The following is a 13395-nucleotide window of genomic DNA, read 5'->3' on the forward strand; positions in this document are numbered from 1 at the left end:
CGACTCCGGTCGCCCCGACGTCTCAGTCGTCGCCGGGTTTCGGTCGCGGTTCCATGTCGAGTCCGTACTCGGCGGCGCGCGCCCGCCAGAACTCCTGGAAGCCCTCCTCCTCGGGGTCGTGGGTGACGGTGCTCTCGCCCGTCTGGACCCGGTCGAGTTTGAGGTCGAGTTCTTCGAGCAGGCGGTGGCCCACGTCGTCGCTGATGGTCCCGTTCCGCATCGCGTCCATGACCGCGCTCTTCTCGCGCTTGAGCACGCGGCGCTCGCCGACCAGCAGTTCCTCCTCGCGGAGTTCGGGATTGCTCGTCAGCAACTGGGAGATGGCACCGCTCAGGTCGTCCTTCTCGCGCTGGTACTCCGCGCGGAAATCCTCGTAGACCGAGTTCGAGAGGTCGCCCGTCCGGTGGAGTCGTTCGGCGGCGTCGAGCGCGGCGTCGACCGACCGCGCGCGACCCACGAGCAGTTCGTAGAGTTCCTCGGCGTCCGAGCGGGTGACGATGTCGAACGCGTCCATCACGCGCTCCATCGACAGCCCCTGGCCGATGAGGCTGAACGCCGCGACCCCGAACACCATCGCGCGAAGCTCCTCCCGGTGGGGGAACTGGGGCGGCAGGCCGAGCACGAGCGCGATGGGGATGGAGCCGTGGAGTCCGCCCCACACCATCACGTGCTGGTACGACAGCGGTATCGACGCCGGGATGAACCGGTTCGAGAGGGCCGTGAGCGGGTAGACGACCAGCGCGCGGGCCGCCACCACCAGCGGAATCGCCAGCAGAATGAGCTTGCCGTGGGTGAGAATCTGGGCGATGGGGGTCTTGGCCCCGATGAGTAGGAAGATGAGCGTGTTGACGAGGAAGGCGGCGGTGTCCCAGGTGTTGAACACAGAGATCTTGGTCTGGGCGCTCATCGCGTACTCCGCGCCCGCGTTGCCGATGAACAGCCCCGCCGTCACCGTGGCGATGACGCCGCTGACGTGGAGATAGTGTTCGGCCAGCAGGAAGCTCCCGTAGGCCAAAATCATCGTGAGCACGATCTCGGTCATGTGCTCGTCGAGTCGGTACATCACCTGGTACACCGCGAGGCCGGCGACCAACCCGACCAGGAAGCCGCCGCCGCTGGCGACGAGGACGTCGACCGACGCCTGTCCGATGGTGCCGGGGGTGACCAGTTCCGCGAGTTCCGTCCCGGCCTGCTGGGACTCGACGACCAGCGCGAACAGCGTCGAGAAGATGACGACGCCGACGCCGTCGTTGACCAGGCTCTCGCCCTCGACCAGCACCGAGAGTCGCTCGGGCGCGCCGAGTTCCTCGAACAGCGCCAGCACCGACACCGGGTCGGTCGGCAGTATCATCGCGGCGAACAGCAACGAGATGAGCAGGGGGAAGCCGAAGACGTAGCTGCCGGCCACCCCGAGTGCGAGGATCGAGACTATCAGACCGACGACCGCGAGCACGATTATCGGGAGCAAGTTCGCCCGGAACCGTTCGAGGTCCGTCGTGGCCGCTCCCTCGAACAACAGTGGCGGGAGGAACACGAGGAGGATGAGATCGTGAGACAGTTCGATGTCGATCGTGATGCCGAGGACGGACACCGCGAACCCCGCGAGCAACAGCGCGATGGTGTACGGAAATTTACCGACCTTGGCGACGAAGATGCCGACGCCCGCCGCGATGACGAACACCGCGAGCAGGTCGATGAGTTCGGCGGCGATACCAGTCTCTGCGACCATGGGGAGTCGTTAGGCCCGGCGGCAATTAAAGGAAAAGGCCCTCTCGGCTCGAGGCCGCCCGGAGACGAGGCGCGACGTGACTCGCGGCCCGAGGTGTCCGGGGGCCGGTCGGCGAGGGTCGATTCCGCCGCGCGACGGAGACGTCTCTTCAGCTTCTCGGCGTCCGGCGACATTCACCGCCGGACGCCGCACGAAGCCGTCGCTGGACCGAAACGCGACCGAGCGGAAAAAGGAGTAACGCCGCGAACCGAGCGACTACTGGTACTCGGTGATGGTGAGGTCGTAGCTACCCGACCCGCTGTAGGAGTCGACGTCGATCTGGAGCGCCGTCGACGTGTCGGGGCTGTCGATGGTGATGGACTCCTGGCTGTTCGTGCTGATCGAGCGGTAGTCGTAGTTGCTCGGACTCGCGGCCGTCGTCGTGCCCTCGTTGATGTAGAGGTCGAAGTCGGCGTCGCTCGGACCGGCGAGTTCCACGACGATCTGGCTCGGACTGCTGTACTCCCAGCTCCACGTATAGTCGTCGTAGTCGCTCGACCCCGACAGCGAGTCGCTGACGGTCGAGGAGGTCGAACCGTCGCCACCGCCACCGCCGCCACCGCTGTTCGACGGATCGGTGGTGACCGCCGCGTAGGCGTCGACCTGACCGCTGCCCTGCTTGTCCGAGGAGAGGCCGATGTCCTCGGCCGTGTTCTTGAGGTGGGCGCGGAGTTCGGAGTTGGTGAGGCTCGACCACTTGGCGAGGGTCAGTCCGGCGACGCCGGACGTGACGGGGGTCGCCATCGAGGTCCCCGAGAGCTTCTCGTAGGAGCCGCGAGTCTCGGTGGTGGTCGAGAGGATGTCGACGCCGGGGGCGCAGAGTTCGACGTCGCTACCGTACTGGGAGAACGACGCGAGTTGCTCGTTGCTGTCGACCGCCGAGACGGCCACGCACTCGCTGTAGGCCGCGGGGTAGGAGACGCTGCTCGACCCGTCGTTACCCGCCGCGCAGATGACGAGCGAGCCGTTGCTGGTCGCGTAGCTGACGGCGTTCTTCATCGTCGAAGTGTAGCCGCCACCGCCGAGGGACATGTTGATGATGTCGGCGCCCTGGTCAGCCGCCCATCGGACCGCGTCGGCGATGTCGGAGGTGGAACCGCTACCGCTCTCGTCGAGCGCCCGGCCGTTGATGAGCGAGGAGTTGCCCTGGCCGGCGACGCCGGTGCCGTTGTCGACGACGGCCGCCGCACAGCCCGAGACGTGCGTGCCGTGGTACTCGTCCTGGGGGACGTCGGGCGCCGGGTCCGAGTCCGAGTCCACGAAGTCCTTGCCGGGGTCGGACTTGTAGTTGGCCGCGAGGTCCGGGTGGTCGTACTGGGCGCCGGTGTCGACGACCGCGATGGTGACGTCCGACGAACCCGTGGTCGTGTCCCACGCCTGGTCGGACTTGACCTGCTGGGGCGCGTACTGGTCGCCGAAACGGGGGTCGTTCGGCGTCATCTGGGTCTCGTACGTCGCGTTCGGCTCGGCGTACTTGATGCCCTCCTTCTTCGTGATGGCGTCGATGAAGTTCTGACGAGCGACGTCGGGAGCCTCGCTCGGGAACTTGACGGCGACGTACCGGAGTTTCTCGTTCTTGTGGACGACCTCGGCGTTGCCGGGGACGTGCTGTGTGACCGCCTGCTCGACGTCTCCCGCACCTGCGGAGACGCCGACCAGGATCTCGTCCTCCTTCGGACCGGGTTCGCGCCCGGGGGTCGCGGCAGTGATGCCACCCATGGCGGCCGCGGCACCGACCGCGCCCGTTGCCTTCAGGAAACTACGTCGATCGAAACGCTGCGTGCCTTCATCTGACATACGCAACTGTCACAACGAACCGTATTAATTTAAATTTGTCCGTAAAAGAGAATTAATTATTGTCTCAGTATAGTTATTTTACGTACTGGTTTTTCAAATATATACAGCGTTTGAAGTGGGCGGTTCGTCGCCGACCGTCTCGCACGGCAGCGCTCGGCGAGGAACCGGCGAGCCACCGGGACGCCGGGACCGCCACCGCTATAGCCGACCGACGGGTATCGGCGACCATGAAGCCGTTGCGCTCGCTCCTCTCGGGGGAGACGTCCGTCGCGCTGTTCGTCGACGGACCGAACGTCCTCCGCGAGGAGTTCGACGTGGACTTGGACGACGTTCGCGATGCCGCCTCCGAACTGGGCCAACTGGTAGTGACCAGACTCTACCTCGACGAACACGCGACACCCGGGCTTATCCAGGCGGCCGAAGCCCGCGGCTACGAGGTCACGGTGACCAGCGGGGACGTCGACGTGAAACTCGCGGTCGACGCCACCGAGTTCGCGCTGACCGACGGACTGGACGTGCTGGCCATCGCCTCGCGGGACACCGATTTCAAGCCGGTGCTGGAGAAGGCCGCCCGCAACGGCGTCCGAACCGTCGCCATCGCCCCCGGCGAACACGGCCGCTCCGACGCGCTTCGCAACGCCGCCCACGAGGCGTACGTGCTGGAGGAATGACGCGCCTCGACGACCGAGAATCGGAGTCTCGGCCGCTCACCCCAGTTTCTTGACGGCGACGCGGTGGCGTCCGTCGGCCGCCGATTCGCTCCCGCCGGTCCGCAGTTCGAGCGTCTCCACGACGGCGGCCGCGACCGACTCGCGCCACGCCTCGACCGCCTCGGCGTGGCGCTCGTGGTGGCGTTCGACCGAGAACTCCTCGTCGGGGTCCTCGCGGAGTCGGTCCTCCGTGTCGTCGGGGTGCGGGAACGCTTCGACCGCGTCCTCGTCGACGAGTCGGTCAGGGTGGAGGTGGATGGCGCCGGTCTGCGGGTCCACGTTGGCGGTTCGTCCGTCTTCGTCGGCCTCGTCGACGACGTGAAGGCGCGCCCGCATCCGGCCGCTGAACGGCGGCGTCGCCCGCAAAACGGTTCGGCGCGACGGCGTGCGCCGTCGCGCCTCGTAGGCCGCGACGACGTCGTCGGTCGTCACGACGACGGTGTGGACGACCCCCGGGTCTGTCCCGTCGGCGTTCATGCCCGTCGCTCGGGTCCCGAGGCCCTTGAGTATTCACTCGGAGACGCGGAGGGCCGGTTCCTCTCCACCGTAGTATAAAAGTTTCCGTTCCGCCTAGCGATGTGACAAAATGGCACGCTATCACGACCCAGTGCCTGTCAGAGCGCGCTCACGTCCCGCGATTTCGACGCGAAGACGCGCCCCCACCTAATAGGTGTCCAGATGAAGCGAACCGACCTTGGAATCACCGTTCGGTCGATTTTGTGTGCAGAACGCAGACGATAAAGCTAACGGCCGAACGGTTGGCAGGCGGGAAAATGATGTCTCTGATGACACTACGGCTTCGACTGACAGTAGCGGTTCTACCGAGGTGGGACTCGACGTGACGCGACGCGGTCTCTTCGCGCTGGCGGGGATCGCGGGACTCGGACTGGCGACGTCCGGGACCGCCGCGGCCCACGACGACGGAGGCGCGACGGGATTCGACGCGCTCGACTCGGTCCACATCGTCGGCGACGGGCCGGGCCAGTACGACACGATTCAGGAGGCCCACGACGACATCCCGGGTGCGGGCGCGGAGGGCAACGGAGCCATCCTCATCGCCGACAGCTACGACCCGAGCAACGAGGTCTTCCCCATCGTGGTCGATAAGTACGCCGACATCCGGGGGCTGTCGAGCACCGGCGTCTCCATCAACAATCGCTCGTCGGCGAACACGTTCGTCTTCAAGGCGACCGAACAGCACAACACCGAGTCGCCCAAACTCAGCAACGTCCGACTCATCGGCGGCGAACACGCCATCGTTATCGAGGGCCACGTCGGCATGACCGTCGAGGGCGTGACCATCTGGGACTGTGCGGGCGACGGCATCCGCATCAAGGACAACTCCTACTCGAGCACCTGCTACGACAACTACTTCCGGAACATCTGCATCGCGGGTCCCGGAAGCGACGGCGTCTACGTCGCCAACGGGAGCGCCCCGCACTCGCTGGTGTTCGACAACGTCAACGTCTACCGGGCCGGCAACTACGGCTACCAGTTCCGCCAGGCCGGCGCGGGCACCACGGTCCAGAACTCCACGATACAGCACTGCGAGAACTGGGGGATGCTGGTCGAACGGAGCGCCTGCTTCACGGCCCGCGACTGCTACTTCGAGCGCAACGGCGAGAAGTACGCCACGGGGTCGGGCGCGAAGATCGACATCTGCTTCCACAACAACGGCGAGAACGACAACTTCCTCGTCGAGGGCTGTTACTTCAACGGGATGGGCGAGGGCGTCAACGCCATCCACCTCAACTCCGGCGAGTGCGGCGAACTCCGCAACTGCCACTTCAACGGCTACGACGGCGGTTACATCGTCCAGGACGCGGGCCACCGCGACCTGAACGTCGCGCGCTCGACCATCTGCACCGACGGGTCGGAAACCAACTTCTACGGCGACGGCGACCCGCTCGGGACGCGCACTCGCGAAGACGGTATCGTGACCCGACAGGACCTCTCGAACACCGAGGGCTGCCACGAGGGCGACAAGGGCATCCACGACGGGTCGGGGAGCGCGCCCGAAGGGTTCGCGCTCTGGCTCGACGGCCGGTGGGTGAGCCAGGTCAACGGCGAGGTCATCTCGTAAGTCGGGCAGAGACTCGCGAGGCGGCGCGTCGGCGTTCGACGCCGACGCGCCCGCCGCAAAAACGACGCCAATGCACACTCGACGGGTCGAAGCGACACGCGGTCGGGGGACCGCGTATCGCCGGAGGGGACGGTCGGCCGCCGGACGCGTCCGGCGGCCGACCGTCCCGAACCTCGGACCGTCGAACCGGGTATCGCCGCCGAACTGGGTACGAATCACCGCAGTTTTCCTTTCTCGCGCCGACGTCCCGTACATGAGCGAGGACCTCGGAACGCCGGTGTTGGACGACCACCTGCACCTCGACCCCGACCACGGCCGGGGCATCGAGGCCGTGAAGGACTTTGCGCGCAGCGGCGGCACCCACCTGCTCGTGGTGAACAAACCCTCGTGGCTCCTCGGGGTCGAACCCGAAACCGGCGAGGAGTTCCGCCCCGTCTTCGAGCGCACCCTCGACGTCGTCGCCGACGCGACCGACGAACTCGACGGCCGGGCGTGGCCCGTCCTCGGCGTCCACCCCGGACTCGTCTCGAAACTGGTCGACGACCGGGGCTTCGCGCCCGAGGAGGCGCGCGACCTGATGTGCGCCGGTCTGGACCTCGCGGCCGAGTACGTCGCCGACGGGGAGGCGGTCGCGCTCAAGACCGGCCGGCCCCACTACGACACCGCCGAGGCCGTCTGGGAGGCGTCGAACGAGGTGCTCAGACACGGCCTCGCGCTCGGCGCGGAGCGCGACTGTGCGGTCCAGTTGCACACCGAGGCCAGCGAGGACCTCACCGAAATCGCGGAGTGGGCCGAGGACGCCGGCCTCTCACGCGAGCGCGTGGTGAAACACTACGCCGAGGGGAAACTCGCGGGACCGACTCCGAGCGTGATGAGCGAGAAGGAACGCTTGGAAGTCGCCGCCGAGCGCGGCGACCCGTTCCTGATGGAAACCGACTTCGTCGACGACCCCGACCGACCGGGCGCGGTCATGGGTCCCAAGACGGTGCCCCGGCGGGTCCGGTGGATGCGCGAAGAAGGGTACGACGACGCGATACGCAACGCCCACGTCGAAACGCCGAAGCGGGTGTACGGGTTGGACACGCAAGAAACGCTCGGCCGTTGACTCCCGTTAGTCGAACGACAAGGAGAAAGGCATATGAGTCGCGCGGGGCACGAACAGGATATGAGCGCGCCCCCGGAGGAGTTCTACTCCGACGAACGCTGGCAGAACTGGCTCGACCGCATCCGCGAAGAGGACATCGACCCCGAGAACGAGGACTCGGCGCGACTGCTGTTGAACCTCCAGGACGACGTGGCCATCGCCATCGCCAAGATCGTCACCGCCTACGACGACGACGCCATCGGCGAGGAGGAGGCCATGGACGAACTCGGCGACATCCGTGAGGTCGTTCTCGACGAGGTCGACTTCGACGACGAGGAGAAGGCCATGCTCATCGACGGCGTCCAGACCAGCCTGGTCTGCGTCTTCTACGCGGCCGAGCAGTACGTCGCCGACGGGGCGGCCGAGGAGGGGAGCGTCGAGGAGTACGTCCTCGAAGCGGGCCGGGCCGAGGAGGCCGAGGACCTGGACTCCGCGCTGGGACTCGTGGCGGCCGCCGGGACGCGCATCATCGACGGCGAGGAACTCGACATGGCCGTGACCGAGGACCTGGAGTACGGCCTGGTCACCGAGTGGGTCAACGGACTCGACAGCCTCCAGAGCGCGATGAGCGACCCCGAAGTGGTCGAGGAAGAGGACGAGTAGGCCGGCGGCGAGCGAACCGGCGAACAGACGCTATTTTTATCTGTCTCGCCTGAAAGAAGTCGGTCGTGCGACTGCTGGCCGACGACCGCGGGGTGACGGTGCAGGTCGGAGCGGTGTTGCTGTTCGCCGTCCTCATCATCCTGCTCTCGACCTACCAGGCCCAGGTGGTGCCCCAGCAGAACGAGCGGGTGGAGTTCAACCACAACCAGCGGGTCCAGAGCCAGCTACAGGAGCTTCGGGACGAACTCGTTCGGGCGGGCGAAACCGGCCGCGGCGGGTCGGCGTCGGTGGCGCTCGGCATCCGGTATCCCGGCCGGGCGTTCTTCGTCAATCCGCCCCCGCCCTCGGGCACGCTCCGGACGACGCCGCCGGCGAACGCGACCGTCGAGAACGCCACGGCGCGCGGCGAAACCGGCGATTACTGGGACGGTAGCGACCGCAACTTCTCGACCCGGGGACTGGTGTACCGACCGAACTACCACGTCTACGGCAACCCGCCGACGACCGGCTACGGGGCGAGCGTGCTCTACAACCGCTTCGCGGAGACGACCCGGCCGATATCGGGCCAGCGACTGGTCGACGGCAACCGCATCACGCTCGTGGCCCTGAACGGGAGCCTCTCGGAGTCGAGCAGCGCCACCGTCAGCGTCGACCCGCGGGCGGTCAGCGCGGCGACGCGCTCGGTGACGGTGCGCAACGCGAGCGCCGACCAGAACGTCTCGCTGGTCGTGCCGACCGAACTCGACGCCGCCGCGTGGCGCGACCTGCTCGCGGACCAGATGAGCGAGGGCGACGGCGACGACCGGCACGTGCTCGCGGTGAAACCCGGAGCCCGCGAGGGCACCGTCCGCGTCGTGCTCGAACCCGCCACCTACGTCCTCCGACTCGCGAAGGTCGGCGTCGGTTCCGACGTGAGCGGCGTCGACGCCCACTACGTGACCGACGTCCGCGGCGACGACGACAGCGCGCCCGAGGACAGTCCGCACGAACTCGTCGTGGAGGTCCGGGACCGCTACGACAACCCGGTCGCGGGCGCGACGGTGAACGCCACGCTCGTCGGCGACCTCGCGGGCGACGCCATCTCGGCGGGCGGGTCGTCGGGCGAGACGCTCACCGGCCTGGAAACCGACGGCGAGGGGCGGGTCCGGATTCGCTACCGTGCTCCGAACTTCGACGGTGAGAACCGCGACGTCGAAGTTCGGGTGAGTTCGACCCGCGTCCCCGCGACCGGCCCCGAGTTCGACCCCGGCGCGCGCACGAATCTCAGCTTCGACCTCACCGCGGTCAACACCGACGGGAGCGGCCTCGGCGGGGGCGGAGGATCCTACGACGTGAACTGGACGGACGCCTCGGGCGGCGACCTCTCCTGTGACGCCGCGCTGACTCGCTGCACCTTGAACACGGATTCCGGAACGACGGTATCGCTCACGGCGACGGTGACCGCGGACGGCGACCCGCTCTCGCAGGCGACCGTCGACTACGCGGTCAACGACAGCACGATGGGCACCGTCTCCCCGGACGCCGGCGTCACCGACGAGGACGGCCGAGACAGTACCACGGTCGACGTGACGCCGACGGACGGCGTGATGACGGTGTACGCCGGGAGCGGCGGCGACGCCGACCCGCTTCGGATTCGCGTCGAGAGCGGCGACGGCGGTTCGACCGATATCGTCTACAACGACGACGGAACTGCGACCCGCGGGAACCGCGACGGCGGGAAGATGTCCGGCCTGCGCTTCAGCGTCACCAACCGGTACGCCGAACCGGTGACGGTGACGGGCGTTCGGATTCGGCCGACGGACGCGTCGATAGACGAACTGAGCGACCCGTCGTACTGGTTCGGTCGGTACCGGAGCGAACTGTACGTCGAGTCGGCGACGGACGGCCGCGCCGACATCGCCGACGGCACGTCGCTCCCGACGACCATCGACATCGCCGACGACGCCCAGTTCGGCGGTGGCGAACCCACCATCGACGGTAACGGCGGCGTCGCGACGTTCTACCTCTACGAGTTCTTCGCCGACGGTCGCCGCGTGAACATGAACGACGAGCGGGTCGCGATAACGCTGTACTTCCGGAACCACAATTCGGTGACGTTCACCGTGCGCGGGAACGACGGGTGACGTCGGAGCCGGGTTTCGACGCACGTCGAATCAACTATCGACAAAATCTTATAGCCCCTTCCCGCACGAACGTACATGACAGCGGTCGGCATCGACGCCATCGAAATCTGGACGGGGAAGCTCGAGCTCGACCTGCCGGGGACGTTCGCGCCCGAGATGGGCGAGGACCCCGAGAAGTACACCAAGGGCCTGGGCCTGCACGCGAGTTCGTTCCCTGACGCCCACGAGGACATCGTGACGATGGGGGCGAACGCCGCCAAGCGACTGATGGAGCGCAAGGGGCTGACCCCCGACGACATCGGCCGCATCGACGTGGCGACCGAGTCGGCGTTCGACAACTCCAAGCCCGTCTCGACGTACATCGCGGGCTGTCTGGAGCAGGTGTACGACGAGGACTTCCACCACGCCAACAAGGGCGAGCGCAAGTTCGCCTGCATCGCGGGGACCCAAAGCCTCGACGACGCGTACAACTGGATCAAGGCGGGTCGCAACCGCGGCCGCGCGGCGCTGGTCGTGGCGACCGACACCGCCCTCTACGAACGGGGCGACCCCGGCGAGGCGACCCAGGGCGCTGGCGCGGTGGCGATGCTCATCGACGAGGACCCGAACCTCGTGGAACTCTCGACCGAGCAGGGCTACGGTTCGGCCGACGAAACCGACTTCCTCAAGCCCAACCAGCAGTTCCCGAGCGTCGACGGCAAGCGTTCGATGCAGGTGTACCTCGCCCGGATGCGCGAGGCGCTGGAGGACTTCGAGAGCATCTCGGGCGACACTCACCCCGACGACTTCGCGTACATCCCGTTTCACACGCCGTTCCCCGGGATGGTCCGGCGGGCCGGCCTGCTCGGCTACCGCCACATGATTCGGGACACCCCCGTCGAGGAGGCGCTCGCCGAGGAGATCGGCTTCCAGCCCCGCGAGGAGGACTTCGAGGACCGCGACTCCTACGAGGAGGCCATCCGCGAGCACATGGACGAACTGAAGGCCACCGAGCGCTACCGCGACTGGTACGCCGACACCATCGAGCCGACGCTCGCCATCTCCCGGCAGGTCGGCAACTGGTACACTGGTTCGGTCCACATCGCCCGCGCCAGCGCGCTCAAGACCGCCGCCGAGGAGGGCCGCGACCTCGCGGGCCAGAGCCTCCTGGTCGGCTCCTACGGGTCGGGAGCGCAGGCCGAAATCCACGCCGAAAAGGTTCAGGACGGCTGGAAAGAGGAGATCGAGGCGCTCAACATCGACGCGCAGAACGACGACCGCTACGACCTCAGCTTCGAGGAGTACGAGAAGGTCCACGACCGCCACAACCACGACAAGACCATCGAACTCGAGGACTTCACGGTGCCCGACGGCGAGTTCGTCTTCACGGGGAGAGGCCGGATGAACGAGCGTATCTACGACTACGTGGAGTAGTTCTCGGTCGTTCGGTTTCTGCGTCTTCCATTTTCGTTTCTGCGACCGAGACGTCGTGGAGTAATTCGCCGGTGTCTGCTGACCGGAACGCTTCGAAAACATCTGCTCGCTACGTGAACCGGCAGCGGATACAACGAGAACTTCCAGAAAGCCCCCGCCCGCTCGCGGTCGCTCTGCAGAATATCCACGCCTCGCTGACGCTCGGCGAGAATAGTTGCCTGCAGAGATGACCAAGCCCTACGGGCGCGAGCGGGCGGCCCCTTTCATCCACCCCACCGCAACCGCACCGCGACCGCCACACCCCTCCCCAGCCGATTCCTTCGTGCCCCGGAGGGGCACTCAGTCATCCCTCGCACGAAGATGGCGCGACCCAACACCGCCGGGTCACGCCAGCGCGCGCCGGGAGGCCGGGTTAGAAGCGCTCGGTGAAACAGACCACCGAAACGCCCGGTCGACCAACCGGCAGGGCGGGACTGAAAGGGGGCTTTCGCTTGGTCAGTTGTCGTGGTGGTAAAGGTTCTCGGCAAAATTCCTTTCCGACCAGAAACACCCCTCTCTCCGTCCGAGTCCTTATAAACGAAGCCGCCCGACTATAGTGATATGAGCGACGTTGGCACGGAGGACGCGGGCGAAACCGTCGACCCGCGTCCTTCGGCCGAGGACCCCCACGAGGCTGGAGAGTCCCCCAAGTCCGAGGAGCGTCCCGACCAGGATTCGACCGACCCCGAGGTCGAGTCGATGCCGGCCAGCGACGCCTTCGAAGCGCTCGGCAACGAGGTCCGGATGGCCATCCTGCGGGCGCTGGTCGACGCCCCCGAAGACGACGCGGGCGGGGAAGCGAGCGAGGACGCGGCCGACGACCCCGAACGCGTCTCCGGCCGGACCGCGACCTTCTCGGAACTGTTCGAGGCCAGTTCCGTCGACACCACCGCCGGGTTCGCCTACCACCTCCGCCAGTTGACCGGCCAGTTCCTCCGCAAGACCGGCGAAGACGACGACCGGTACGCGGTGACCTACGCGGGTCTGCAGGTCGCGCGCGCCATCGTCGCGGGCACCTACACCGACCGGGTGTCGTTCGGTCCGGTCGAGACGGGCGACGACTGCCCGCTCTGCGAGTCGGGCGGCCTCGCGGCGACCTGCGAGGCCAACTACGTCACCGTCGCGTGCGACGCCGGGGAACGGACGAGCGAGGGAGAGCGCGAGGGCTGCGGCCGGACGATACTCACGCTCCCGTTCCCGCCGGGCGCGCGCCGGAACCGCGACTCCGACCCCGGCACCGACTCGGACGCCGACCGCCTGCTGGCGGCGTTCGACCGCCACCACCGCCGCCGACTCTCGGCGATGTCCGACGGAGTCTGCCCGGAGTGCGCCGCGACGATGGACGCCGCGCTCGCGCTCGCCGACGGCGAATCCGCCGAACGAGCATCGGAATCCGATTCCGACGCCGACCCCGAACGCGCGCAGGTCCGCCTCGACTGCCGGCAGTGCGGGTGTCGACTCCACTGCCCGGTGACGCTCGCGGTTCTCGAACACCCCGCGGTCATCGCGTTCTACCACGACCACGGTGAGAACGTCCGCGACAGGCCCATCTGGAACGTCGGGCCGGAGTGGCGCGAGACGGTCGTCTCGACCGACCCCTGGTGCGTCCGGGTCACCGCGCGACTCGACGGCGAGGCGCTGGACCTGTTCGTCGCCCGCGACCTCGACGTCGCCGGAACTCGGCGACGCCGCGAAACCGAGCGGGCGTCCTGACG

10 protein-coding genes are annotated in these 13395 nt (G+C 67.3%); 7 read left to right on the plus strand and 3 right to left on the minus strand.

Annotation, left to right across the window (positions count from 1 at the left end; genetic code table 11):
* Positions 1 to 22 precede the first annotated feature (22 nt).
* Both NGM07_RS06245 and NGM07_RS06250 read right to left on the minus strand, forming a co-directional pair.
* Positions 23 to 1729: a Na+/H+ antiporter gene (locus tag NGM07_RS06245; protein WP_253518455.1), complete on the minus strand. Its 1707-nt coding sequence runs from the start codon at positions 1727 to 1729 to the stop codon at positions 23 to 25.
* Positions 1730 to 1984: 255 nt separating this feature from the next.
* Positions 1985 to 3565 (minus strand): S8 family peptidase, encoded by a 1581-nt coding sequence (locus tag NGM07_RS06250; RefSeq protein WP_253518457.1) that lies wholly within the window; start codon positions 3563 to 3565, stop codon positions 1985 to 1987.
* A 227-nt stretch (positions 3566 to 3792) separates the two neighbouring features.
* On the opposite strand from NGM07_RS06250, the gene NGM07_RS06255 reads away from it, so the two are divergent.
* Positions 3793 to 4236: an NYN domain-containing protein gene (locus NGM07_RS06255; protein WP_253518459.1), complete on the plus strand. Its 444-nt coding sequence runs from the start codon at positions 3793 to 3795 to the stop codon at positions 4234 to 4236.
* Between the two features lie 36 nt (positions 4237 to 4272).
* On the opposite strand, the gene NGM07_RS06260 is transcribed toward NGM07_RS06255, so the two are convergent.
* On the minus strand, positions 4273 to 4752 hold the full coding sequence (locus tag NGM07_RS06260; protein WP_253518461.1) for a DUF8009 family protein: 480 nt from the start codon (positions 4750 to 4752) through the stop codon (positions 4273 to 4275).
* Positions 4753 to 5113: 361 nt separating this feature from the next.
* Here NGM07_RS06260 and NGM07_RS06265 point away from each other — a divergent pair, with 361 nt between their 5' ends.
* From NGM07_RS06265 to NGM07_RS06290, 6 genes are all read left to right on the plus strand, one after another.
* On the plus strand, positions 5114 to 6358 hold the full coding sequence (locus NGM07_RS06265) for a right-handed parallel beta-helix repeat-containing protein (protein WP_253518463.1): 1245 nt from the start codon (positions 5114 to 5116) through the stop codon (positions 6356 to 6358).
* 253 nt (positions 6359 to 6611) lie between these two features.
* On the plus strand, positions 6612 to 7463 hold the full coding sequence (locus NGM07_RS06270; RefSeq protein WP_253518466.1) for a TatD family hydrolase: 852 nt from the start codon (positions 6612 to 6614) through the stop codon (positions 7461 to 7463).
* A 60-nt stretch (positions 7464 to 7523) separates the two neighbouring features.
* A complete protein-coding gene (locus NGM07_RS06275; protein ID WP_253518469.1) occupies positions 7524 to 8105 on the plus strand; it encodes a DUF2150 family protein in 582 nt (193 codons plus the stop codon).
* A 65-nt stretch (positions 8106 to 8170) separates the two neighbouring features.
* Positions 8171 to 10228, plus strand: a complete 2058-nt coding sequence (locus NGM07_RS06280; RefSeq protein WP_253518471.1) for a hypothetical protein — start codon at positions 8171 to 8173, stop codon at positions 10226 to 10228.
* 75 nt (positions 10229 to 10303) lie between these two features.
* Positions 10304 to 11641, plus strand: a complete 1338-nt coding sequence (hmgB, locus tag NGM07_RS06285; RefSeq protein ID WP_253518473.1) for a hydroxymethylglutaryl-CoA synthase — start codon at positions 10304 to 10306, stop codon at positions 11639 to 11641.
* Positions 11642 to 12241: 600 nt separating this feature from the next.
* A complete protein-coding gene (locus tag NGM07_RS06290) occupies positions 12242 to 13393 on the plus strand; it encodes a DUF7351 domain-containing protein (protein ID WP_253518476.1) in 1152 nt (383 codons plus the stop codon).
* Positions 13394 to 13395 lie beyond the last annotated feature (2 nt).

The sequence above is a fragment of the Halorussus vallis genome (genome assembly GCF_024138165.1).
Lineage (GTDB): Archaea > Halobacteriota > Halobacteria > Halobacteriales > Haladaptataceae > Halorussus > Halorussus vallis.